The organism is Sphingomonas sp. PP-CE-1A-559, from assembly GCF_004340965.1.
Taxonomy (GTDB): domain Bacteria; phylum Pseudomonadota; class Alphaproteobacteria; order Sphingomonadales; family Sphingomonadaceae; genus Sphingomonas.
Genome location: NZ_SLYA01000004.1, coordinates 79198 through 104194 on the forward strand (window position 1 = coordinate 79198; position 24997 = coordinate 104194).

The window sequence follows — 24997 nt, forward strand, 5'->3', positions numbered from 1 at the left end:
AGGCGCAGGTTACCAAGGGCAATGCGATGACGAAGGTTCAAGACGACAGCCACTTTCCCGCCGACGACAACGACGATTCGACCTATTTTCAGCGTCGAGCCGAGTGGCATGAAGGCCGCGCCGAGGTCGCCGAGGATTCGAGCACGCGGTCGCTGCATCTGCGGTTCGCGCGGCTCTATGCGGCGCGCGCGACGTCCTGATATGGTACATTACAGCTAGTATTCTTACACAAAACTACCAGGAACCAAGAGGTTACCGGTAGGTTTATGCGTCCAGTCCCGTCGCGATACCCCGCGTGCGGCAAGATACTGGAGCTGCTCACATGAAGCGCATGACGTCCGCCACCGGGGCCTTGGCCCTGCTGGCGTCCATTGCCGGTTGCGCCGCGCCCGCGACGCGCATCTCGTCTGGGCTGCAGCGCTATGGGCTCGATCAATCGCGCTCCGATTGCGTCGGCGATCGGCTTCAGGCGAACCTCTCGCTCGGCCAGCTGCAGCGTCTCGGCAAGGCCGCCGCGGCGTACCGCCAGGGCGACACCATGCCCGGCGTGCTCACCCCGTCCGATCTCATCCGCGTCGCCTCCGAGCTCCGCGATCCGAAAATCGCGCTCGAAGTCGGCAAGGCCGCCGCGGGCTGCGGCGTGCTGCCGTAACCCGCGCCCTCTCCACCGAACTCCAAACATAAGGATCTGACATGAACAAGGACGAATTCCAGGGCGGCGCCCGCTATGTCGGCGGCAAGGTCGAGAAGGCTGTTGGCGACACCGTAAACAGCCGCGACTGGCAGGTCGACGGCGTCGTCGACCAGGTCGCCGGCGGCGCACAGAACCTCTACGGCCGCGCCAAGTCGGCGATCGAGGACGCCGTCGACGGTGCCCCCGAACTCGCCGACAAGATCGGCAGCGAGGCGCGCGAAGCCGGCGATCGTGCCGCCGACGCCGCTCGTCGCGCCGCCTCGACCGCGCAGGCATCGGCCAAGGACGCGCCCGTCCTCTGGGCGCTCGGCGCCGCAGCGATCGGCTACGGCCTCGCCTGGCTCGTCCACGGCCAGCGCGACTGATCGCGTGACCGTGGCGCCGCCCCTCAAGTCGCTTCGTGACTCCGCCGATCTGCGCCATCTGCGCCAGATCATCGCGGGGCTGGACGAAGGCGTCATCCTCGTCGATCCCGATCAGGACATCCTGTGGGCCAATACGGCCGCACTCGGGATGCACGGGGTTGACTCGGTCGAGGATCTCGGTGCCACGGTCGACGATTATCGCCAGCGTTTCCAGCTGCGCTACCGCAACAATCACAAGTTGAACGACGCCGATTACCCGATCGAGCGCGTCGTCTCGGGCGAGGCCTTCTCGGAGGTCGTGGTCGAGGTCGCGATGGCCGGCGAGAACGAACCCCGCTGGGTGCATCAGGTGCGCAGCCTCGTCCTGACCAACGACGACGACGAGCCCGAATGCCTCGTCATGATCATCCAGGACGTGTCCGCACAATTCGAGGCCGAGGATCGCTTCGAACAGTCGTTCAACGCGAACCCCGCGCCCGCGGTCATCTGTCGCCTGTGCGATCTTCGCTTCGTAAAGGTCAACCAAGGCTTCATCGACATGACCGGACACGACCGCGACGCCATCCTGTCGCGCACGGTCTACGATATCGATGTCCTCGAACGCGGCGAAAAGCGCGATCTCGGCAAGCAGCGCCTCGCCGAGGGTCGCACCATCCCGCAGATGGAGGCGGAGCTCAGCCTTCCCGACGGCGCGACCAAGCTTGTGATCGTCGCCGGCCAGCCGATCGACATGGGCGATCAGCCCTGCATGCTGTTCACCTTCGCCGACCTTGAGCCACGCCGCAAGGCCGAGACGCAGCTGCGTCATAGCGAGGAGCGCTTCATGCGGACCTTCTCGCTCGCGCCCGTCGCGCTCGCGATCGGCGCGCGCGACGGCCACCGGCTGTGCGACGTCAACGAGGCCTTCACCAGCCTCACCGGTTATTCGTCGGCGGAGATCATCGGTCGCCCGCTCGGCGACGTCGACCTGTGGGAAACGCCCGCGCTGCGCCATGCGATCGAGGCCGATATCGACGCCGGCCTCCCGATCCGCGACCGCGAAGTCCGCATCCGCGGCAAGGACGGCGACATCATCGACTGCATCGTCTCGACCGAGCCGATCCAGCTCGACGACGAAGCCTGCGTGCTGTGGGCAATGCGCGACATCAGCACGCGCAAAGCGTCCGAGCGCGAACTCGTCAACGCGATCGAGGCGGTGATGAAAGACACGAGCTGGCTCAGCCGGTCGATCATGGAAAAGCTGGCGCGAATCCGCACGCCGAACGCCGAGCCGGTCGGCGTCGGGCTCGACGAACTGACGCAGCGTGAGCGCGAGGTGCTGGCACTGATCTGTCGCGGGCTCGACGACAAGTCGATCGCGCGCACGCTCGACGTCTCCAGCAATACCGTGCGCAACCATGTCGCGCGGATCTATTCGAAGATCGGCGTCAACCGTCGCAACGCCGCTGCCGCCTGGGCCCGCGCCCGCGGCTTTGACGGCGATTCCATCCCGCACGCGCTCCACCTCAAGGCGCCCTCGAAGGAGATCGCCGCATGACGCGCGACAAGGACAAGCCGGACCAGGACGACGCCCGCACCCGCCAGGCGAAGGGCTCTATCCAGGAGGCGATCGGCAAGATCATCGGCAATGCCGCGATCGAGCAGCGCGGCTCGCAGGAAAGCGAAGCCGGCGCGCGCCAAGCCAAGGCCGACGAAGCCTCGAAGTCTGGCAAAGGCTCGAAGGCCGGGCCAGCGAAGGCCGACAAACAGATCGACACACCCATCGATAGGCACGGCAAAGACTGACGCCGTTCCTCGAATATCGTGAATAACAGGAGTGAATTATGGCTAACCATGTAAATTCCGGCGTTCTGCCGACGGACGACTTCCGTCGCGTGAAGACCCCCACCCGCATCTCGTGGGGCGCAATCTTCGCCGGCGTCGTGATCGCGATCGCGATCCAGCTGGTACTCGGCATCCTCGGCACCGGCATCGGCCTCAGCCTGGTCGATCCGGTCGAGGGCACGACCCCCGGCGCGACCGGCTTCGGCATCGGCGCAGGGATATACTGGATCATCACGACGATCATCGCGCTGGGTGCCGGTGGTTATGCCGCAGCACGCGGCGCTGGCGTGCATGACCGGTTCGACGGCCTTATCCACGGCCTGGTCGTCTGGGGCGTCACTCTGATCCTCACCATGTACCTGCTGACCTCGGCCGTCGGCGGCATCATCGGCGGCGCATTCCGCACCGTCGGTTCGGTCGCATCGGCAGCCGGCACCGGCATCGGCGCAGCAGCCCCGAAGGTTGCCGACGTCGCCAATGTCGACGTCACCGACGTTCGCGCCGAAGCTGCTCAGTATCTGTCGGACGCACCGTCGGATCCCGCGCAGATGACGCCGGAGCAGGCGCAGAAGGAAATCGCCAAGGAGCTGCCAGCACTCGCAAAGGGTGGCCAGGACGGCGCGCAGGCTGAAAGCCGCATCGTCGACATCGTCGCTGCACAGCGCAAGATCAGCCGTCCGGAGGCCCAGGCCCAGGTGACGCGCGCCAAGGCACAGTTCGTCCAGACCAAGAACAAGACGGTCGAGACCGCCAAGTCGGCGACCGACACCGCCGCCGGTGCAGCCGCAGGTACGTCGTTCATGATCGTGATCGCGCTGCTCATCGGCGCTGCCGCAGCAGGCTTCGGTGCCACCACCGCCGCCCGCCGCCGCGTCTACACCGACGCCGTCTGATACGGCCGATCGGTTCGTGTAACGGGCGCCGTCCGCGTAACTGGACGGCATCCCATTCGGCGAACGGCCGCGCAATCGCGCGGCCGTTCGTTCGTCAAACAGGTTACATCGTCGCTGCCGACCGGGTAAGGCCCCGCGGCGAGGACCTGATAAAAATCCAAGGGTACCGAGATGACCACGTCGCAACAGGATCGCCGTTCGCTTCGCATTGCCATCGTCCGTGCGTTGCAACTTGCCGACGCCCAGGACGACCATCTCGTGGCGGCCTTGCTGGCGCAGGCGCTCGACGCAGCCGAGAACGAGCTGTCCGAATAAAGTACCGATGGTGCGTGCGCGCCACGAACATTTTATAATGAATGCCGTCGGCCGTTCGTCCATTGAGTGGCAAAACGCGCCTCCGTGGGTTGGCTGATCGCGCCAAGCCTGCGATGGCAGCATCATGAATTCTCACGGAACACTGCTCGAGCCCGGTCGCAACTGCTGGCGGATCGAACCCGCCAAGCAGGCGACCGTCATCGTCGACGCCGACGATTATTTCAAAGCCGCCCGCGCGGTGATGATGAAGGCCAAGAAGCAGATCCTGCTCGTCGGTTGGGATTTCGACGCGCGCATCCGCTTCGGTGGCGGTGACAGCGGCGGGGACGACGACGATGGCGGTCCCGAGCGCGTCGGTGAATTCGTCACCTGGCTCGCACGCCGCACGCCGGGGCTCAACATCCACATCCTCCGCTGGGATACCGGCGCGATCAAGACGCTGTTCCACGGTCAGACGCTGTTGCGGATCGCCAAGTGGATTAGGGACCCGCAGGTCCATCTCCGGCTCGACGGTCATCACCCCCCCGCCGGCTCGCATCACCAGAAGGTGGTCGTGATCGACGACGACGTCGCGTTCTGCGGCGGGATCGACATGACCGTCGATCGCTGGGACACGCGCGCGCACGCCGACGACGAACCGCGCCGGATCGAGCCCGACGGCTCGCCCTACGGTCCGTGGCACGACGCGACCACGATCCTGCAAGGCCCCGTCGCGCGCGCACTCGGCGACATGTGCCGTGGCCGCTGGGAAGTGTCCGGCGGCGGCGCGCTGGAGCCGGTGACCGACGGCGCCGACTGCTGGCCCGATCATGTGAAGGCCGATTTCACCGACGTCGAAGTCGGCATCGCGCTCACGATTCCCGAAATGGCCGAACAGGAGCCCCGCCACGATATCGAGGCGCTGTACGTCGACCTGATCGCGCGGACGAAGCGCTTCTTCTACGCCGAGAGCCAGTATTTCGCGTCGCGCAAGGTGGCCGAGGCGATCGGCAAGCGGTTGCGCGAACCCGATGGTCCCGAATTCGTCATCGTCCACCCGACCACGGCGGAAGGCTGGCTCGAACCGATCGCGATGGACTCCGCGCGTGCACGTCTGGTCGAAGCGCTGCACGAACAGGACCCACACAACCGGCTGCGGCTCTACCACCCCTTCACCGCGGGGGGGCAGCCGATCTACGTCCACGCCAAGGTGACGGTGGTCGACGACGAAGTGCTCCGCGTCGGCTCGTCCAACTTCAACAACCGCTCGCTGCGGCTCGACAGCGAATGCGACGTCGTCATCGATGCCGCGCGCGATCGCAACGCCGGTGAACGCGACACGATCGCCAGCATCCGCAACGGCCTGCTCGCCGAACATCTCGACACCGACGTCGCGACGATCGAGACGTCGATCGCGGAAACGGGCTCGCTGATCGAGACGATCGAACGGCTGCGCGGCGACGGCCGCTCGCTCCGCCCCTACGAGGTTCCCGAACTCGACTCCGTCCGCGAGTGGCTGGCCGACAACAAGATCCTCGATCCCGAGGGTCCGGGCGAGATGTTCGAGGGATTGTCGGGCCGCAAGCCTTTGCTCAAGAACCTGCGCCCGCACCTCCACCGTGCCGACGGCAGCATCTCGCCGGTCATGGCCGCAGTCGCGGTCGGCGGCACCGCGGCCGGCATCGCACTGGTCGGGACGATGCTGTGGGGCCTCCGCACTAGGAAATGACGCGCAAATCCTCCCCCGCTTGGGGGAGGAGGACTCAGCCGCGCAGCTCATCCTCGAACGCGCGCACGATCCGCCGGTCGGGGATCAGCCACAGCGCAACCACCGCCACGTACAACGCGATCGCGAACCAGCGGCTGACGAACGCGAGCGGCACGCCGGTGAAATACAGCGCGATGCTGCCCCACCCCTTCCAGTCCGAACCGATCGCGCGCGCGACCGCCGACTCCTTGCCGTTGCAGGCGATGATCGCGCGTTCGGTCAACGAATAGCCGATCGCCGCGAGGCCCAGGACGATGCCGTAAGCTGCCGTCGCCCCCGCCGCGAACGCGCTCTCGTCGAGCCAGCGGATCACGAACGGCACCAGGCTCAGCCAGAACAGCAGGAACAGGTTCGCCCACATCACGCGCCCGTCGACGCGCTCGACCGCGGAAAACATATGGTGGTGATTGTTCCAGAAAAGCCCGACGTTCACGAAGCTCAACACATACGCCAGCAACACCGGCGCACTCCCGATCAACGCATGCAGGTCGCCCGTTTCCGGCACCTTCAACTCGAGCACCATGATCGTGATGATGATCGCGACCACGCCGTCGGTGAAGGCCTCGATTCTCCCCGGCCCCAGTCGTCGTCCGCTCATAGCCGCTCCCCGCCAGCTCTCACCGTGAGCTTGGCCACAATAGGAAATGTTAACTCAGTATCTTGCAATAAACCGGCTCGGTCTCAGCCGTTGCGATACTATGAACTATATACGATCAACCGATCTATCCCAGTCCGATCCGGGCTTTTACATCGCGGCGCGGCGTGTCATTCCTCTGACGACGCAGTTTCTGCTTGCCAATTGTAGACGTGAAAACGCCCGGCAGATCAGAAAAACCTGTGTTCGGAGAGGCTTGACCCTGAATCGCACGCTTCCTTGCACTTTCATGACAAGACGGAGTTATCGAAATGAGCAGCGGCTTCATCAAGACCGAAGACGGCGTCGACATCTTCTACAAGGATTGGGGACCGAAGGACGCGCAGCCAATCGTGTTCCACCACGGCTGGCCCTTGTCGTCGGACGACTGGGACACGCAGATGCTGTTCTTCCTCGCCGAGGGCTACCGCGTCGTCGCGCATGATCGCCGCGGGCATGGCCGCTCGTCGCAGGCCGACACCGGCAACGACATGGATCATTATGCCGCCGACGCCTCCGCCGTGGCCGAGCATCTCGACCTCACCAACGCGGTGCATATCGGCCACTCGACCGGCGGCGGCGAAGTCGCGCGCTATGTCGCGAAGTTCGGCCAGCCCCAGGGCCGCGTCGCCAAGGCCGTCCTCGTCAGCGCAGTACCGCCGCTGATGCTCAAGACCGACGCCAATCCCGGCGGCACGCCGATCGCGGTGTTCGACGGGTTCCGCAAGGCGCTCGCCGAAAACCGCGCGCAGTTCTTCCTCGATGTCGCATCGGGTCCGTTCTACGGCTTCAACCGTCCGAACGCCGTCGTCTCGGACGGCGTCATCCGGAATTGGTGGCGCCAGGGCATGATGGGCAGCGCACTCGCGCATTACGACGGCATCAAGGCGTTTTCGGAGACCGACCAGACCGCGGATCTGGAGGCGATCACCGTGCCGATGCTGGTGCTGCAAGGCGATGACGACCAGATCGTCCCCTATGAAGACGCCTCGCTCGTACAGGCGAAATTGCTCAAGAACGCCACGCTGAAGATCTACACGGGCTTTCCGCACGGCATGCTGACGACGCACGCCGAGGTCATCAACCCCGATCTGCTGGCGTTCGTGAAAAGCTGACCACCCGTCAGGATCGGCCCGCAGCGTAGTCTAAATCCCGCTGCGGGCCGATACCTTGGACCCTGACCGTCAGCAGGGATCGCGCGGCGCTTGCGTCGCCTGTTGCCGCCACAGCATCCACGCCACCCCGGCCAGCACTGCCGTCGCCGCAAGCAGCACCGCCCACAGTACGATATTCCGCGTCGGCGCCCCCGCATCGCCGAGCGCCGACAGTGTCACCGTCGCGGCCGGCACCGACACCAGGCGCGCTTCGCCCGGCCTGCCCTGTCCATCGGCAAGATCGGCGGGTGACAGGAACACGTCCTTCGCCGCAGCGCGCCCGGCGGCCAGCGTGAACGGCGCGGTGCCGCTGGCGAGGAAGATCACGCCGCGGTCCGCGAAGCCGATCCGCAAGCGCGGCGCGACGGTGAACCCCGCACTGCGGGCATCGGCCTCGATCCGGATCGCACGCGGCGCGTCGCCGGACAGCGTGATGTCGCGCCCGCCATCGCTGCGCGCCACGCCTTGCCCCAGCAAGGTCCAGGGCTGCTCGCGGTCGTCCCGCCCCAATATCCGAACCGGTACGACGCCATCGCCCTCGACCGGTATCACCCGCAAGCTCGCCATCGGCGTCGCGAACGGCACCGCGAAATCGACGACGCGCGCATTCCCGGACGTCGGCGCGGGCGCCTGAGCCTCGACCGTTTCCGACGCCGCCGCACCGTCGGGCCGCACGTCGAGCGCGGCGCCACGGATCGCGACCGGCGCCAGCAATCGCGACCCCGCGCTCCATGTGATCCGCAGATACTCCTGCGCCACCAGGGCATCGTCCAACGCGACGATCGACGACCGCACCGCCTCGCCCGCGCGCCGATAGACCGTCGCCTCGCCCAACCGCCGCCACTCGCGCAGGTCGGCACTGGCCTCGACCGTCAACGTCACCGGCTGGCCCACCGGCAAGTCCGCGGCAACGGCAACCCGCGCGATCGCGCCCGACACCTGCCGCGCATCGAGCAGCACGCCCAGCAACACGGGCGCGCCGCCAGCCGCAACCGGCTCGCCGCGCACTTCCGCAACCTGCGCCGCACCGCGCCCATCGAGCCTCAGCGACACGCCCGACACCTTCAGCGCATCGGGCGCACCCAGGATCGGCATCGGATCGAGCGACACATGGCCGACCGCCGCGGACGCGCCTGCGCGAGCGATCGGCATCGCCCGCCCCTTCGCATCGAACACGCGCACGTCATGCCCGTCGCGGGTCTGCAATCCTGCCAGCACTGCGGCCGGCAACGCCAGTCGCTGGACTTTCGCATTCGCCTCCACCGACAGCGACAGGCGAAGCGCATAGCCTTCCGGCTCGCCATCCGATCCCGCCGGCGCCGCAGCGACCAACAATACGACGCCGACCAGCGCGCCCAACCGCCACCGAACCCCGCTCATGCCACCGCCCCTCGTTTCGTATCGTCCGACACTGCCTTGGGTGGCAGCGGCGCCAGATACCCGACCAGCAGCATCAGCATCCCGACCGCGATAAAGGCGACGATCCGCGCGCCGCCGCCGGTCGCGTACAGGTCGACCACCAGCAGCTTGACGACTGTCGCCCCCAACAGGCTCGCTCCCGCCAGCCACAGGCTGCGCGTCGCACGCCGATGCGCGACGACCATCAGCGTCAGTGCGATTACCGTCCACAGGATCGCAATCCCGGTCTCGACCAGTGCATTGCCGAGCAGCGTATCCGCCTCCCATGCGACGCCCGCCAGATGATGCGCCGTCCGCAACCACGCGCCGTTCGCCGCGACGAAACCAAGCGCTGCGATCGGCAGCCAGATGCGCTTGCTCGCCAACAGCGCCGCGCCCGCCGGCACCGCATCCGCGGCCAGCACCGCCCGTCGCCACAGCAACAGCACGCCCGCCGCCAGCGCGACCATCACGTCGACCGGGTTGAGCACCGGCACGAACGGCAACGGCGCGGTATCGCCCGACGAAAACAGCGCGATCGCCGCGGCGCCACTGAAGATACCCAGCGCGATCGGCACCGCCGCGGTCCAGGCATAGTGCAGGGCATGGCGATCGAGCGGCCACCGCGTTGCAGCCCGGTCGCCGCGCAACGCGGGTCCCGCCCACAAGGTGAGGCCCGCCAGGACCGCCACCGCGCCGGCCAGGAACGTCACCTCGTTCCACGCCGTCGACCACAGTGCCGCGCGATCGATCCCGAACCACAGCATGTCGGCGATCAGGACCACCGCCAGCCAGACGCCCGCGACATGGCTAGCCGACGCCACCGCCCGCGTGCCCGGTGTCTCGACGTCGTCACGATCGCTGCGGAACAGCATCCAGCCATGCACCGCGAGCGCGACGATCCACAGGAAACAGCCGGGCGACGACAGCACGCTCCCGCCCCGATCGGCCTGCCCGACGAAGCCGATCCACAACGCGCCCACACTCACGCGCGCCGGCCACGCCGCGACCGGCCAGTCGCGACGCCGCGCGATCGTCTGGAACGCCGCTGCGCTGACCAGATACGCCAGCATCGCCAACAGGATCTGCACGTTCGTCGAGAACACCGGCACCGGCGCCAACGATCGCTCGACCGCGGGATGAAGCCGCGTCGCCTCCATCAGCCAGCCGATCCACCACGCCGCAAACCCGGTCAGGAACGCCGGCGTCGCGATCACCGCCTCACCCCGCGCATAAGCCCGCGCGAGCCGGGTCTCCCCAGGCGCGATCGTCGCCTTCGCGAACCATGCCGTCGCGAACCAGCCGAGCGCCACCAGGATCGCACCGACGAACGCCGGATCGGCGAACGGCAGCGCCGCGAGATTGTCGTCGAGCGTGCCGAGATACAGCAAGGTCGCGACGACCTGCAGCGCCAGCCCGAACAGCCGCGGCATCCAGCGTGCCTGCCGCATCCCGACCCAGAACGCGCCCGCGCCTTCCAGCGCCCACGCCGCCGAGGTCCAGCGCGCGCCCAGTGCAAGCGGGATCGCCATCGTGACGAAGCCGATGCCGATCGCCAGCATCGCCTCGTTCATCACGCGCAGCCCGTTTTGCTGTCCCCCACGCTGCCGACGCCGCGCCACCAGCGAAACGCCCAGATACAGCGCCGCAAAGCCCAGTGCCGCAAACGCGCTGCCGAACGGCCGGTCGCCGATCAGCCCGACCTCGAGCCCGAACCCCGCCAGCGCCGGCCCGAACAACAACGTCGTATCGACCGCGTTGCCGAACTTGCCCGGCGTCGCCCGCGTGTAAAGCACGGCGGTCACGACGTAGATCAGCACCGAGACGATCAGGAATATCTGCGCGATCAGGAAATGCTCGGGCCGATACGCGGTCGCGCCCCACAGGCTCGCGATCCCAAAGGTCGCGAAGAACCCGACCAGGTTCAGCACGCGCCATGTCCGCGCGCGTGCGATGGACAGGATCGCGAGGTTCAGGATCGTCCCGTACCCGAACAGGCCGAGCGCATTGCCGCCCTCCCCGCCCAGCAACAACGGCACCGCGAACCCGCCCGCGAACGCCGTCACCGCCAGCGCCTGCGAACGCTGCAACAGCGCCAGTGCACAGCCGAGCGCGCAGACCGCGATCATCAGCACGAACGCCGCGGACAGCGGTACGAGGTCGTAGAAGCGCGCCGCCCCGAACAGCGTCAGATAGATGATCGCGACGCCGCCGCCCTGCAGCGCCAGCGCGAAATCCGGTCGCTTGGTCCGCGTCCGAAAACCGATGCCGAGCAGCGCGATGCCGAACAGGCCGACTACCGCGAGACGGAACTCGATCGGGAACAGCCCCGCCGCCGCGGCATAGCTGGCGAGGAACGACAACCCGACGAACAGGATGACGAGCCCGAGCCGGACGATCGTGTTGCCGCCGAACAGCCAGCCGCGCGCGGCCGCCACGCCGCTCGCCAGCCAGCCCGGCTCGCGTGGTTCGGCGGGCGCAGGTACAGACGCAGCGCGGTCGCCCGAAGGCGGCGAACCCCAGCGGCTTCCCGCCGCGGTATCGAAATCGGTTAGTGCTTCACTTTGCGATACGACCTCCGGCGCAACCGTCGCGATCGACGGTTCGGCGACCAACGGCTCGATCGATCGCGGCGTAGTGCGGACCTCCGGCGCATCGGCGACACCGTCCCCACGATAACGCGGCGCGTCCATCAGTTCGTTGACGTGCGCCCGCAACAAGGCGACCTCCGCGCTCAGAACCGCCGTCTCGCGAACGATCTCGATCCGCATCGCCCGCCGCAACGCCCAGCCGATGCACAAGCCAACCGCCCCGCCCAAGAATAAAGCGGTTTCTGAAAAGCTTCCGAGCACCCAGCCGAGCAAAGCGCCGACTATCGCCATCCAGATTAGCATCGTCCGCGCTGCCCTCGCCTAGTCATCGCCCCACCTACTCATGGACGTCTTTGCACTAACATGGCGCAAGCCCCGCCGGCGGTCGAGCGCGATTGCGAATACGCGCGCCGACTAAATTTAAGCTGCATGATCCCGTTTCTCGATTTCGCCCGTTAAGTGCCTGCCTTGCAACGAAAGGGTGCAAGGCCAGGGGGATACCGATGCAGGGAATGCGTGCATGGTGGCGTTGAGCGAACGGCGATCGGTCGTCGTCATCAGCGACTGGGTCGACGGCTGGCCTCCTGCGGATCCCTCCGCCGCGACGCCTCCTCGCGACGGATCGGCATGGCGCGCGCTCGATCCCGCGAACCAACCCTGGACGGGTGCCGCCGGCCACCGCGAGCCCGTCGCTGGCGGGTATCTTGAACGCCTTCCGCTCGCGCTCGTCGCCGCCGGCATCGTCGAGCAAGCCGAGATCTGGCATCACTGGCGCGGCGAAGGCGACCCGCGATTCCGCCGCGACAGCCCGGTGCTCGCCCGCCGCGCCTTCCGCCTCGACCACGACCACGCGCCGTTCGCGTCTACCGAGATGATCGACTTCGTGCGGACCTTCGGCGTACCGCACATCCTGGTCGTGCTGGGTCTCGGCGTCGCGCCCGAACTCCTCGCGCTCTGTGCGAACAGCATCATCCTCTACAATTCGATCGACGCGCCCTCGTTGCGCGTGCCACCTGAAGTCAGCGAACATTTCGATCTCGTTATCACCGGCGCGCAGTGGCAGTCGGACGAGGTCGAGGCCCGCCACCCCGGCATGCGCACCGCGATCCTGCCGGTCGGTCCCGAATTCGCCGCGATCGACCAGTTCCGTCCACTGGGCACACCCAAGGATGTCGACCTCATCTACGTCGCCGCCGCGCAACCGTATAAGCGCCACGACATCCTGTTCGACGCGCTCGCACACCTGCCGCGCGACGTCCGCGCGCTCTGCGTGTTCGGCTATGGCGAGGATGCCGACGCGCTCCGGCACCGCGCCCGCGACCAGAACCTCTCGATCGAGTTCGTCGGACCACCGGGCGTGCCCATCGACGAGGTCAACCGCTTGATGAACCGCGCCAAGTTCGGTGTCGTCTGCGGCATCGAGGACGGCGCACCCGCGATCCTCACCGAATACATGCTCGCCGGCTTGCCCGTGCTCGCCAATGCGAAATTACGTTGCGGATTACAGTTCATTCTGCCCGAGACCGGCATGACCGCTTCGACGACCGGGTTTGCCGATGCGATCCTTACAATGCGTGAAACCTACGCCGAATTCCGGCCCCGCGACGCCGTATTGGCGCGTTGGACTTGGCAGCATAGCGTTGTGCGTTTGGGTGCGATTATCCAGCAAATACATGATGCAAAGCAATTACATTTGCATAGTCAGGTCTGAGGCGTGGGCTTAGGTTCGATCAACAACGCGGATGACCGCGGATTCGCGGATTGGAAGAGCGTGCACGGTATCGGACCTACTCCCACCCTCGCCACGACCGACGATACGATCCCGCCGCCGCTGATCTGCTTCTCGCATCTCCGCTGGGATTTTGTCACGCAGCGCCCGCAGCATCTGATGAAACGGTTCGCGCAAGCCCAGAGCGTGTTCGTCTGGGAAGAACACATCCCCTGCGACCACCCGCTGCCCTTTCTCGAACACCATCCCTTCCCCGCCGACAACGTGATCGCGCTGCGCCCGCGCCTGCCGCATTGGTGGAATGCCGAACAGGTCGAGGCAGGCTTGCGGCAACTCCTCGACATGCTTGTTACGACGAGCATCCGCGCAAAGCCCGTCCTCTGGTTCTACACGCCGATGATGCTCCCGTTCGCCGAGCATCTCGACGCCGCCGCGGTTGTCTACGACTGCATGGACGAACTGTCCGCGTTCCGCTTCGCCGACCCCGCCCTGCTCGATCGCGAAGCCCGCTTACTCGCGCGCGCCGACCTCGTCTTCACCGGCGGCTACAGCCTCTACGAAGCCAAGCGCGACCGCCACCGCGACGTCCACGCCTTCCCCTCGGCGGTCGACGTCGCGCATTTCGCCCAAGCCCGCGCCGGCAACAGCGAACCCGAAGATCAGCGTCAAATCGCCGGCCCGAAGCTCGGTTTCTTCGGCGTCATCGACGAGCGCATCGACCTCGCATTGCTCGACGCGGTCGCCGCTGAGCGGCCCGACTGGTCGTTCGTGATGATCGGCCCGGTCGTGAAGATCGACCCCGCGCACCTGCCACGCCGCGCCAACATCCACTGGCTCGGCGGACGCGGTTACAACGAACTCCCGGCATACCTTTCCGGCTGGGACGTCGCGCTGATGCCCTTCGCGATCAACGCCGCGACCCGCTTCATCAGCCCGACCAAGACACCCGAATATCTCGCCGGCGGCTTGCCCGTCGTCTCGACGCCGATCGTCGACGTGATCCGCCACTACGGTGACGCAGCGGCCGTCTCGATCGCCGCCGACGCAACCGCGTTCGTCGCGGCGTGCGAGGCCGCCCTCGCCCTCCCCCGCGAAGGCGCGTGGCGCGACGAAGCCGATCGCCTGCTCGCCACGCAATCCTGGGACCGCACGCAAACCGCCATGGCAACCGAGATCGACCGCATCCTCCAGGCAAAACGCACCTTCCGCCCCGCCCCGAAACGCGAACGCTACGACACGCTGATCGTCGGCGCAGGGTTCGCCGGCGCGGTCCTCGCCGAGCGGCTTGCCAGCGACAGCGGCCAGCGCGTCCTCGTCGTCGACCGCCGCCCGCACATCGGTGGCAACGCGTATGACGAGCATGATGCGGCCGGCGTGTTGATCCACCGCTACGGCCCGCACATCTTCCACACCAATTCCGCCGACGTGTTCGACTATCTCTCGCGCTTCACCGAGTGGCGCCCGTACGAACACCGCGTCCTCGCCAGCGTCGACGACAAGCTCGTCCCGATGCCGATCAACCGCACCACGCTCAACGCACTCTACGGCCTGTCGCTCGAGAACGATGCGGATGCCGCCGCTTTCCTCGCCAGCCGCGCGGAATCGGTCGAGGACATCCGCACCTCCGAAGACGTCGTCGTCGCCGCAGTCGGCCGCGATCTCTACGAGACGTTCTTCCGCGGCTACACGCGGAAGCAATGGGGTCTCGACCCGTCCGAACTCGACCGCACCGTCACCGCGCGCGTGCCGACGCGCACCTCGACCGACGACCGCTATTTCACCGATAAATTCCAGGCGATGCCCGCGAACGGCTACACCCGGATGTTCGAGGCGATGCTCGACCACCCCGGCATCACGCTCGATCTCGGCGTCGAATATCGCGACGTGATCGACCGGGTCGACGTCGACCACATCGTCTTCACCGGCCCGATCGACGAGTATTTCGACTTCCGCTTCGGCAAGCTGCCGTATCGCAGCCTCCAGTTCCGCCACGAGACGCACGACGTCGCGCAGTTCCAGCCGGTCGCGGTCGTCAACTATCCCGACGAGACCGTGCCGCAGACACGCATCACCGAATACAAGCACCTGACCGGCCAACTCCACGCGAAGACCAGCATCAGCTACGAATTCCCAAGCGCGGAAGGCGACCCGTATTACCCGATCCCTCGCCCCGAGAACCAAGCCCTGTTCAAACGCTACGAGGCACTCGCCGACGCGGAGGAAGGCGTGACCTTCGTCGGCCGGCTCGCGACGTATCGCTACTACAATATGGACCAGGTCGTCGGCCAGGCGCTCGCCACCTATCGCCGCATGGTCGCGAAGTCCGCCGTCCTCGAAACCCCCGTAATGGCCGCCGAATGACCCGGATCTGCCTGCTGACCGACAGCCTCGCCCCGTCCGGCGTCGGCGCGCACATGATGACGCTCGCCGAAGGATTGGGCGGGGACGAGATCGTCGTCGCCGCGCGGCCCGGCACCGGCCTGCTCGAACACGCCGCCGCCAAGGGTTATGCGGTGAAAGCGCTCGACGACGATGCAGGCCTCGCGCGCTGGCTCGACCGCGCAGCGCCCGACATCGTCCACGTCCACGCCGGTATCGGCTGGGAAGGCCACGCCGCCGTCCGCGCCGCGCACGCGGCGGGCGTGCCGGTGATCCGCACCGAACACCTCCCCTACCTCCTGACCGACCCTGCGCAGCGCGACGAACACCGCGACACCTCGGCCGCACTCGCGCGCCTGATCTGCGTCTCGGACGCCGTCAGCGACACCCACCGCGCAGCCGGTGTCGATCCGGCACTGGTCGCGACGATCCACAACGGCGTCGGCGCGCACAAACCCTCGCGCTCGCGCGACGCCCTCCGCAGCGAATGGGGCGTCGGCAATGCCCCCGTCCTCCTGATGGTCGCACGGTTCGCCGAGCAAAAAGGCCACGCTCTGCTGCTCGACGCACTGCCAGCAATCCGCGCCGCACAACCGGACGTGATCGTGCTGCTCGCCGGCGAAGGCCCCCTCCTCACCCAGACCGCGCGCGCGATTGCAGCAAAGGATCTGGCCGGCACCGTCCGCATGCTCGGCACGCGCAACGACGTCGCCGACCTGATGACGCTCGCCGACCTGCTCGTCCTGCCCTCTGCATTCGAGGGCCTGCCGCTGGTCGCGCTCGAAGCAATGGCCGCCGGCCTGCCCGTCGTCGCCACCGTCGCACCCGGCAATGCCGAAGCGATCGAGGACGGCGTCACCGGTCGCCTGACCGCCGCCGACCCGGCCAGTTTCGCCGATGCGATCGTCACGCTGATAGCCGACCGTGACCGCCTGAAAACGATGGCCAGTGCCGCGATCGAACGCCAGCAAGACCTATTCTCGGCCGATCGCATGATCGCCGACACGCGCGCGGTCTACGCCGCCGTGCAAGATCAGACAGATAGACAATCAAAGGGAGACGGCGTGGAGCGGACACGGATCGGGTTCATCGGCGCGGGCGGTATCGCCAATCGCCATTTCGGCGTGCTGGAGCAGTTCGACGACGTCGCGATCGTCGCGGTCGCCGACGTCGACATGGCGCGCGCGACCGAAGCCGCCGCCCGCTTCGGCGCGCGCGCCTTCGACGATGCGTCCGCGATGCTGGCCGCGGTCGACCTCGACGCGCTCTACATCTGCGTGCCACCCTTCGCGCACGGTGAACCCGAACGCCTCGCGATCGAGCACAAGCTCCCGTTCTTCGTCGAAAAGCCCGTCGCGCTAGACCTCGGCACCGCGGAGGACGTCGCGGCGGCAGTCGACCGGCTCGGTCTCGTCACCGCGGTCGGCTATCACTGGCGCTATCTCGATACCGTGGACGAGGTGAAGGCGCTCCTCTCGGCAACCCCCGCCCGCCTGCTCTCCGGCTATTGGCTCGACTCAACCCCGCCGCCGCGCTGGTGGTGGAAGAAGGACGCATCGGGCGGCCAGATGCTCGAACAGACGACGCACTTGGTCGATCTCGCGCGCTACCTCGTTGGCGACGTCGTCCGCGTCTACGGCCAATCGGGCCACATCGACCGCGCCGCCTTCCCCGGCCTCGACGTCGCCACCACCAGTACGGCGATGCTCACCTTCGCGAGCGGCGCGATCGCCAATTTTGCCTCGACCTGCCTGCTCAACTGGAACCACCGCGTCGGCCTGCACCTGTTTGGCGAAGGCCTCGCGATCGAACTCACCGACCGCGACGTCATGATCGACATCGGCCGCGGACGTCCGGTCCGCGGCACCGGCAGCGATCCGGTCGTGCTGGAGGATCGCGACTTCATCGACGCAGTCCGCGGCGGCGAAAACCGCATCCGCTGTCCCTACCCCGCCGCCCTCGAAACGCTCCGCCTCGCGCTGGCGATCGAACGCTCCGCCGTCGAAGGCCGCGCGATCGACGTCCGCGAGCGGGAGGCAACCAAGGAGATGGGGCATGTCTGAGTGGCGCCACGTCCGCTCGCTCGGCGTCGAACGTCCCGGCCAAGCCTATTTCTTCGGCTACGACGAAGCACCTCCGGGCGACGGCCAGGTCCGCCTCGACCTGCTCTACACCGGGTTTTCCGCCGGCACCGAACTCACCTTCGTCAAGAACAGCAACCCGTATTTCCACTCGCGCTGGGACGCAGGCCGCGGCGTGTTCGTCCCCGGCGAATCGAGCGCGCACTATCCGGTGCCGTTCCTCGGCTACATGGAATGTGCACGCGTCAGCGACAGCCGGGTCGACGATTTCGCGAACGGCGACGTCGTCGGCACCGTCTTCGGCCACAAGACCGGCCACACCGCAGACCCGTTCAATGATCTGCTGACCAAGCTCCCGCCCGAGCTCGATCCGATCCTCGGCATCTATATCGGCCAGATGGGTCCGATCGCCGCCAACGGCATTCTCCACGCGGACGTCGAATTGCTGGGACCCAACGTCGTCAACCTAGGCGACGGCATCCGTGGCCGTCCCGCTTTGGTGATCGGCGCAGGCATCGTCGGCATGCTGACGGCCCTGTTCGCACAGGCCGCCGGCGCGAGTGAAGTCGTGATCGCCGACCCGTCCCCCTTCCGCCGCCTGCGCGCCGAATGCCTCGGCATCACCGCTATGACCGAGGATCAGGCCTGGGCGTATGCCAAGGCACGCTGGCTCCACGGCGGCGACGATCGCGGCGCGGACGTCGTGTTCCAAACCCGCGCCGACGCCGCCAGCCTCCACGCCGCGATGCGCGCGCTGAGACCGCAGGGCACGGTGATCGACCTTGCTTTCTACCAGGGCGGCGCGGATCGGCTCAGGCTCGGCGAGGAATTCCACCACAACGGCCTCAACCTCCGCTGCGCGCAGATCAACCGCGTCCCCCGCGGGCTCGGTTTCCAGTGGGACCGCCGCCGCCTCGCCAACGAGACGGTCAAGCTCCTCCTCGCCCGCGGCCCGGAGATCCGCGCGCAGCTCATCACGCACGTCGTGCCCTATGACGACGCGCCAGCCTTCATCGCGCGGCTGGTCGGCGAGCGGCCCGAATTCCTCCAGATCGTCTTCAAGGTCGGCGATTGAGTACCGCACTCACTGCCGACGCCCGACCGATCCGCATCCTGTTCGTCTTCGCCTGGCTCGTCGTCGGCGGCGAGGAGACGGAAGTGCGTCTGCTCGCCCAGGCGCTCGACCCGACCCGCTACCGGATCGAGGTCGTCGCCTGCTTCCGGAAAGACGGCATGCCCGAGCAGACGCACGCGCAATTGGAAGCGATCGGCGTCCCCGTCGACCGCACGCCCTACGCGCTCGGCTTCGACGAGACCGTCGCCTACCTCGCCAGCAAGCTGCCCGCGTACGACGTCGTCGTCTCGTGCCAGAACGTCGCGGACATCTATCCCGCGCTCGAACGCATGTACCTCCGCCCGCCACTGATCGAGCATGGCGGCCTCGTCTCCGAAGCGCTTGCCGGCCCCAAGCATTTCACCGCGCGCTATGTCGGCGTCTGCGCCTCGATCCGCGACGCCGCCGCCGGCCGCATGCCCGGCCGCGAACACCACGCGATCGAGATCCCGTCGATGGTCGATACGCGCGCCTTCGACCCCGCCCGCCGCGCGCCGGTCCGTGCGACGCTAGGGATCGCCGAAAACGTACCGCTGATCGGCTGGCTAGGCCGGCTCGACCCGAAGAAGCGCGTCGAGGACTTCATCGAAGCCACCGCGCTCGTCCACGCCCGCCACCCCCGGGCGCGTTTCGTCATCATCGGCGGACCGGACGCCTTCATCCCCGAATACGCCGCCGCACTTCGAAACCGAGCGCACGCACTCGGCCTCGACACCGCCCTAACCTTCCTCGGCGACCGCGACGACGTGCCCGACCTGCTCGCCGCGCTCGACATTTTCGTCTGGCTGTCGCGCGGCGAAGGCATGCCGCACGTCATCGCAGAAGCCGGCGCCGCACGCCTCCCCGTCATCGCAACGCGCGACAACGGCTCCGAACAACAGATCGTCGACGGGATCAGCGGCCTGTTCGTGCCCCACGAGGATCCCCCCGCAGTTGCTGCTGCGATCACGAAACTCCTCGAAGACGCCGCACTCCGGACCCGCCTCGGCACTGCCCTCCGCACCAAGGTCGACACTGACTACGCCATCGCCGCCGTCGTCCCCCGCTGGGAAGCGCTGTTTGCCGAAGTCCTGTCCGACCGGCCGCCCGTGCCCCGCCCGACCGGCCTGTTCCGGAGCTTTCTGCAAGGCGGCTTCGAATCCTCGACGCACCGCCGCGCACACGATCGCAAGCGCGTCGATGTCATTGCGGCGAGCCATCACGACACCCTCGCCGCGCATGATTACAGCGAACTCGCCAGGCTCGGCATCCTGACGGTCCGCGACGGCCTGCGCTGGCATCTGATCGAGCGCGAACCCGGCATCTACGACTGGTCCAGCCTCGACCGCCAGCTGGAAGCCGCCAAGGCGATCGGCACCGAAGTCATCTGGGACCTGCTCCATTACGGCTGGCCCGACGACATCGATATCTGGACGCCCGCCTTCGTCACGCGCTTCGCCGCTTTCGCCGCCGCCGCCGCGCGCCACATCGGCCCGGCCGCACCCGGCGAGACGCGCTTCTACGCCCCCGTCAACGAGATCTCGTTCTTCGCCTGGGGCGGCGGCGACGCAGCCTATCTCAACCCGTTCGCCCGAGGCCGCGGCTACGAACTGAAGGTCCAACTCGCCCGCGCGTCGATCGCCGCGATGGAGGCGATCCTCGCGGTCGACCCTGCCGCGCGGTTCGTGCATGCCGACCCGGTCATCAACGTCATCACCGACCCCACGCGCCCGCACGACGCCCCCGCCGCAGAAGGCCACCGCCTTGCGCAATACCAGGCGTGGGACATGATCGCGGGGAAAGCATGGCCGCAGATCGGCGGCCGCGCGCCATTGCTGGATATCGTCGGCGTCAATTTCTACCACAACAACCAGTGGATCCACGGCGGCCCCCCGCTGTCGTACGACCATCCGCTGAGCCGCCCGCTCCACGCGATCCTCGCCGACGCCTACGCGCGCTACGGCCGCCTGATCTTCATCGCCGAAACCGGTATCGAGGGCAGCGCCCGCCCCGCCTGGCTCCGCATGATCCTGCGCGAGGTGAAGATTGCCCAATCGCTCGGCGTGCCCGTCGAGGGCGTGTGCCTCTACCCCATCCTCGACCACCCAGGCTGGGACGACGATCGCTACTGCCCCAACGGCCTGCTCGCCTGCTCGCCGGTGCTCGCGGACCGCGTGCCGGACGCCGCACTCGCCGACGTCATTCGGCAGGCGGAGGGGCCCGATATCCTGCGTTAACTTGGGCCCGGATACTGATCGAAGTCGATACGATCGAGGGGACATTTCCGCCGCCACGTCGCGTTGACGATTGCCACAAAGGCATGCGGAGAGAGATCACATGGCCATTAAATTTGCAGGAACGATGAACGCGATCAATCGCGGGCTCGACGCGACCAAGCCCACCAAGGGTGCCGACATGGTCGAGGATTGGGAAGCCGCGCTGGCCGATACCGAAGTCTCCGGCGCCAAGGGAATCCTTCGCGATCTCGGCTCGCTGCGCAAGCAGTTGGAGAAGGACACGCCCGACGCCGACCGCGTCCACGCGCTGCTCCACCGCCTCGGCACCGCGACGACCAAGATCGCCGACAAGGCCGACAAGTCGCAGGACAAGCTGAAGGCACTCGGCGAAGCGCTGACCGAAGCCGGTGAGGACGCACCGGACGAGGAAGAGGACGTCGCCGCCGCCGCCGCGCCCAAGCGCGCCCGCAAGAAGGCCTGAACGAAAAACGGGCCGGCGATCACCCGATCGCCGGCCCTTTTCTTAATTACCTCGCGAAAACCTCAGGCGGTGACCGCCTCGGCTTTCGGATTGACCTTCGAGGTCGCCATCGCGGTCAGCTTGTCGTCGGTCGCATATTCCTCGTCGAGCGTTTCCTTCAGGATCGCCGCGATCTCGCTGCGACCAAGCTGGTTCGCCCACGCGATCAGCGTGCCGTAGCGCGTGATCTCGTAATGCTCGACCGCCTGCGCCGACGCGATCAGCGCCGCATCGAGCACCGCCTTGTCGGCAATCTCGCCCGCGACTTCGTTCGCTTCCTTGATGATCCCGTCGATCGCCGGGCAGGTCACGGCTTTCGCCTTCTCGCCGAGCAGTTCGAAGATCCGCTCGAGACGAACGATCTGGCCCTCGGTCTCGCGCAGGTGCGTCTCGAACCCGGCCTTCAGACCCGGCGCGGTCGCCTTGTCGGTCATCTTCGGCAGTGCCTTGGTGATCTGGTGCTCGGCATAATACACGTCCTGCAACTGGTGCAGGAACAGGTCTTCGAACGTCGCGATGTCCTTGGAAAACAAGCCCATGATCATATCCTCGCATAGCTGGTGCACGCGAAGCGAAATGCTCCGGTGGTGGCCAAACGTCCTTACCGGGGGGTAAGTTTCGTCGGGCCGGCCACCACCGGATACCGGCAGCTTATGCGGTCAGCTTGGCTGCCGTTTCCGCGATCCGCTTGCCCTGATAGCGCGCGGCATCGAGCTCTTCGGTGTGCGGCATGCGGCTGCCGTCGCCGTCCGAGATCGTCGTCGCGCCATAGGGCGAGCCGCCCTTGACCTTGTCGACGCCCATCTGTGCCTGGAACCCGTAATCGAGCCCGACGATCGTCATGCCATGATGCAGCAAGTTGGTGATGATCGAGAACAAGGTCGTTTCCTGGCCGCCATGCTGGCTCGCGGTCGAGGTGAACGCACCGCCGACCTTGCCGATCAGCGCGCCGGTAAACCACTGGCCACCGGTCGTGTCCCAGAACTGCGCCATCTGCGCGGGCATCCGGCCGAAGCGGGTCGGCGCACCGACGATGATCGCGTCGTACTGCGCGAGCGCATCCGGGCCTTCGATCACGGCATGCGCGGTGTCGGTCTTGAAGTGCGCAGCCTCGATCACGGCTTGGGGCGCGGTTTCGGCGACGCGCCGGATATCGACCTCGGCACCAGCGGCGCGCGCGCCCTCGGCGACGGCATCCGCCATCTGCTCGATATGGCCGTAGGACGAGTAATAAAGCACGAGAACCTTGGTCATGGGTGTTTCCTTCGAGTTCCCCTCCCGCTTGCGGGAGGGGTTAGGGGAGGGCAGTTCCGGGCGGGATCGCGGGAGGAAGCCCCTCCCCCGACCCCTCCCGCAAGCGGGAGGGGGAGTTTTACTCCGAGTCTACCAGAACGATCTCGGCGTCTTCTTGAGCCGTGATCGTCACCGTCTGGCCGCCCAGCAGCGCCGCTCCGTCGCGCGCACCAAAGGCGTCTTCACCGATCGTGATCGCGCCAGTCGCCGGCACCAGATACACGTGACGCCCCTCGCCGACCGCATAGTCGACGCTGTCGCCAGCCTTCAGGGTAGCCGCCAGAACCCGCGCATTCGCCCGGATCGGCAACGCATCGCCGTCACCCTCGAACCCGCTCGCCAGCGTCACGAACTGGCCCGAACGCTCGCCCTTCGGAAACGGCTTGGCACCCCAGCTCGGCGCGCCGCCCTTGCGCGAGGGCTCGATCCAGATCTGGAAGATCGTCGTCGTTTCGGGCTCGAGATTATACTCGGCATGCCGCACGCCGGTCCCCGCGCTCATCACCTGCACGTCGCCAGCCTCGGTGCGGCCCTTGTTGCCGAGCGAATCCTGGTGCGTGATCGCGCCAGACCGGACATAGGTGATGATCTCCATGTCCTGATGCGGATGCGGCGGGAAGCCCGAGTTCGCGGCGATCTGGTCGTCGTTCCACACGCGGATCGCTCCCCAGCCCATCCGGGCCGGATCGTAATAGCTCGCGAACGAGAAATGATGCCGCGCGTTCAGCCAGCCGTGATCGGCATGGCCAAGGCTCTCGAAGGGGCGGCGGTCAACTTTGGAAAGGGTCGTGGTCGTCATGCTAGGTCTCCACTGATTGAACCCTAGATAAGCGCTGCGATTACGCCGTAAATAGAAACGCTGGAAACCGATCGTTTCGGTGGCTATCCTGTACCAGCCAATCGACCACCCCGGCGAAGGCCGGGGCCCAATTGGGGGACATCGATAACGACGCGCCGTCCGTCGTTACATTGGCCTCTCCAATTGGGCCCCGGCCTCCGCCGGGGTGGTATTCTACGGATGTTTGCGGAGACCCACATGCGCCTGCCCGATCTCGAAGCCTGGGCGATCTTCGCCAGCGTCGTCGAGCACCGCTCGTTCAGCGCCGCCGCCGACGCGGTCGGGCTCAGCAAGGCAACCGTGTCGAAGGCGATCACCCGCCTCGAAGCGCATCTCGGCCAGTCGCTCTTTCACCGCACCTCGCGCCGCCTCGCGCTCACCGAAGCCGGCAAGCCGCTCGCCGAGCACGCCGCACGCATCCTCGCCGAAGCCCGCGCCGCCGAGGAGTCCGCGCACGACGCCGCCAGCGCGCATACCGGCCGCGTCCGCCTCGCCGCACCGATGAGCTTCGGCGTCACCAACGTCGCCCCCATCCTCGCCGAGTTCCTCGTCGCGCACCCGGGTATCGAGGTCGACTTTCACCTCTCCGATGCGCGCGTCGACATCGTCGCGGAAGGCTTCGACGTCGCGCTGCGGATCGCCGAGCTTCCCGACAGCTCGCTCCGCGCCCGCCGTTTGTGCAGCATCCAAGCGCACACCGTCGCCGCACCCAGCTACCTCGCGAAGCACGGCACCCCGACGCACCCGGCACAGCTCGGCGAGCACCAGCTGGTCGGATATTCGAACGTCGTCGGCCCGTGGCGCTTCCACGGCCCCGGCGGCGCCGACGTCTCGGTCCGCCTGCAAGGCCAGCTCACCGCCAACAGCGGCGAGGCGATCGTCCCCGCGCTGATCGCCGGCCTCGGAATCGCGCGCCTCCCCGACTTCATCGTCGACCGCCATATCGCGTCTGGCGCACTCGTCATCATCCTCGAAGACTGGGCGCCCGCCAAGATCGGGTTGCATCTCCTAACCCCGCCAAGCCCCCTCCGCCCGGCCCGCGTCGAGGCACTGATAGACTTCCTCGCCGCACGGCTCCGCGATCCGAACGCAGGGCAAGCGTAAAGCGGCGACCTTGCGCAAAACCGGGTCGGATGCCATGTAAGAGGCTGGATAGACGCTCGAGTTTGCACCCCAGCGCGATCCCAACGACACCCGATACCGGGATGAGGA

At 67.0% G+C, this 24997-nt stretch carries 22 protein-coding genes; 16 read left to right on the forward strand and 6 right to left on the reverse strand.

Going from position 1 to position 24997, the window contains the following annotated elements; translation table 11 throughout:
• Positions 1–26 precede the first annotated feature (26 nt).
• The 8 genes from C8J42_RS20170 to C8J42_RS13890 all read left to right on the forward strand — a co-directional run bounded on the left by C8J42_RS20170 (position 27) and on the right by C8J42_RS13890 (position 5799).
• Positions 27–200, forward strand: a complete 174-nt coding sequence (locus C8J42_RS20170) for a hypothetical protein (RefSeq protein WP_165895503.1) — start codon at positions 27–29, stop codon at positions 198–200.
• Positions 201–322: 122 nt separating this feature from the next.
• On the forward strand, positions 323–652 hold the full coding sequence (locus C8J42_RS13865) for a hypothetical protein (protein ID WP_133020547.1): 330 nt from the start codon (positions 323–325) through the stop codon (positions 650–652).
• A 41-nt stretch (positions 653–693) separates the two neighbouring features.
• The gene (locus C8J42_RS13870) at positions 694–1059 is read left to right on the forward strand and encodes a CsbD family protein (protein ID WP_056064930.1); all 366 of its coding nucleotides are present in this window, start codon (positions 694–696) and stop codon (positions 1057–1059) included.
• Between the two features lie 4 nt (positions 1060–1063).
• The gene (locus tag C8J42_RS13875) at positions 1064–2596 is read left to right on the forward strand and encodes a PAS domain S-box protein (RefSeq protein WP_133020548.1); all 1533 of its coding nucleotides are present in this window, start codon (positions 1064–1066) and stop codon (positions 2594–2596) included.
• The gene (locus tag C8J42_RS13880) at positions 2593–2844 is read left to right on the forward strand and encodes a hypothetical protein (RefSeq protein ID WP_133020549.1); all 252 of its coding nucleotides are present in this window, start codon (positions 2593–2595) and stop codon (positions 2842–2844) included. The genes C8J42_RS13875 and C8J42_RS13880 overlap by 4 nt, the downstream gene beginning before the upstream one ends.
• A gap of 38 nt (positions 2845–2882) precedes the next feature.
• A complete protein-coding gene (locus C8J42_RS13885) occupies positions 2883–3776 on the forward strand; it encodes a hypothetical protein (RefSeq protein WP_133020550.1) in 894 nt (297 codons plus the stop codon).
• A gap of 171 nt (positions 3777–3947) precedes the next feature.
• On the forward strand, positions 3948–4091 hold the full coding sequence (locus C8J42_RS20175; protein WP_156348916.1) for a hypothetical protein: 144 nt from the start codon (positions 3948–3950) through the stop codon (positions 4089–4091).
• Positions 4092–4215: 124 nt separating this feature from the next.
• Positions 4216–5799, forward strand: coding sequence for a phospholipase D-like domain-containing protein (locus tag C8J42_RS13890; RefSeq protein WP_133020551.1), 1584 nt, complete (start codon positions 4216–4218; stop codon positions 5797–5799).
• A 34-nt stretch (positions 5800–5833) separates the two neighbouring features.
• On the opposite strand, the gene C8J42_RS13895 is transcribed toward C8J42_RS13890, so the two are convergent.
• A complete protein-coding gene (locus tag C8J42_RS13895; protein WP_243644426.1) occupies positions 5834–6436 on the reverse strand; it encodes a TMEM175 family protein in 603 nt (200 codons plus the stop codon).
• Between the two features lie 308 nt (positions 6437–6744).
• Here C8J42_RS13895 and C8J42_RS13900 point away from each other — a divergent pair, with 308 nt between their 5' ends.
• Positions 6745–7587 (forward strand): alpha/beta hydrolase, encoded by an 843-nt coding sequence (locus tag C8J42_RS13900; RefSeq protein WP_133020552.1) that lies wholly within the window; start codon positions 6745–6747, stop codon positions 7585–7587.
• A gap of 69 nt (positions 7588–7656) precedes the next feature.
• On the opposite strand, the gene C8J42_RS13905 is transcribed toward C8J42_RS13900, so the two are convergent.
• Together C8J42_RS13905 and C8J42_RS13910 are read right to left on the reverse strand one after the other, a co-directional pair.
• Entirely contained in the window at positions 7657–9006 is a 1350-nt protein-coding gene (locus C8J42_RS13905) for a DUF3999 family protein (RefSeq protein WP_133020553.1), read from the reverse strand.
• The gene (locus C8J42_RS13910) at positions 9003–11906 is read right to left on the reverse strand and encodes a DUF2339 domain-containing protein (RefSeq protein ID WP_243644428.1); all 2904 of its coding nucleotides are present in this window, start codon (positions 11904–11906) and stop codon (positions 9003–9005) included. The genes C8J42_RS13905 and C8J42_RS13910 overlap by 4 nt, the downstream gene beginning before the upstream one ends.
• Positions 11907–12135: 229 nt before the next feature.
• Here C8J42_RS13910 and C8J42_RS13915 point away from each other — a divergent pair, with 229 nt between their 5' ends.
• The 6 genes from C8J42_RS13915 (at position 12136) to C8J42_RS13935 (ending at position 21615) form a co-directional block, all read left to right on the forward strand.
• Entirely contained in the window at positions 12136–13326 is a 1191-nt protein-coding gene (locus tag C8J42_RS13915; RefSeq protein WP_133020555.1) for a glycosyltransferase family 4 protein, read from the forward strand.
• Between the two features lie 60 nt (positions 13327–13386).
• Complete coding sequence (glf, locus tag C8J42_RS13920; RefSeq protein ID WP_243644430.1) at positions 13387–15705, forward strand: UDP-galactopyranose mutase; 2319 nt, start codon at positions 13387–13389, stop codon at positions 15703–15705.
• Positions 15702–17786: a glycosyltransferase gene (locus C8J42_RS20350; RefSeq protein ID WP_207897133.1), complete on the forward strand. Its 2085-nt coding sequence runs from the start codon at positions 15702–15704 to the stop codon at positions 17784–17786. Before glf ends, C8J42_RS20350 begins: the two co-directional genes overlap by 4 nt.
• Entirely contained in the window at positions 17779–18879 is a 1101-nt protein-coding gene (locus C8J42_RS20355) for a zinc-binding alcohol dehydrogenase (protein ID WP_207897134.1), read from the forward strand. The genes C8J42_RS20350 and C8J42_RS20355 overlap by 8 nt, the downstream gene beginning before the upstream one ends.
• The gene (locus tag C8J42_RS13930) at positions 18876–21134 is read left to right on the forward strand and encodes a glycosyltransferase family 4 protein (protein ID WP_133020556.1); all 2259 of its coding nucleotides are present in this window, start codon (positions 18876–18878) and stop codon (positions 21132–21134) included. Before C8J42_RS20355 ends, C8J42_RS13930 begins: the two co-directional genes overlap by 4 nt.
• A gap of 100 nt (positions 21135–21234) precedes the next feature.
• Positions 21235–21615: a hypothetical protein gene (locus C8J42_RS13935; protein WP_243644432.1), complete on the forward strand. Its 381-nt coding sequence runs from the start codon at positions 21235–21237 to the stop codon at positions 21613–21615.
• Between the two features lie 62 nt (positions 21616–21677).
• On the opposite strand, the gene C8J42_RS13940 is transcribed toward C8J42_RS13935, so the two are convergent.
• The 3 genes from C8J42_RS13940 to C8J42_RS13950 all read right to left on the reverse strand — a co-directional run bounded on the left by C8J42_RS13940 (position 21678) and on the right by C8J42_RS13950 (position 23746).
• Complete coding sequence (locus tag C8J42_RS13940; protein ID WP_056489424.1) at positions 21678–22193, reverse strand: ferritin-like domain-containing protein; 516 nt, start codon at positions 22191–22193, stop codon at positions 21678–21680.
• 112 nt (positions 22194–22305) lie between these two features.
• Positions 22306–22908 (reverse strand): NAD(P)H:quinone oxidoreductase, encoded by a 603-nt coding sequence (gene wrbA, locus C8J42_RS13945; protein ID WP_133020557.1) that lies wholly within the window; start codon positions 22906–22908, stop codon positions 22306–22308.
• A 118-nt stretch (positions 22909–23026) separates the two neighbouring features.
• Positions 23027–23746: a pirin family protein gene (locus C8J42_RS13950; protein ID WP_133020558.1), complete on the reverse strand. Its 720-nt coding sequence runs from the start codon at positions 23744–23746 to the stop codon at positions 23027–23029.
• Between the two features lie 237 nt (positions 23747–23983).
• Between C8J42_RS13950 and C8J42_RS13955 the strand changes: the two genes are divergently transcribed.
• Entirely contained in the window at positions 23984–24889 is a 906-nt protein-coding gene (locus C8J42_RS13955) for a LysR family transcriptional regulator (protein ID WP_093398906.1), read from the forward strand.
• The last annotated feature ends 108 nt before the right edge of the window (positions 24890–24997 follow it).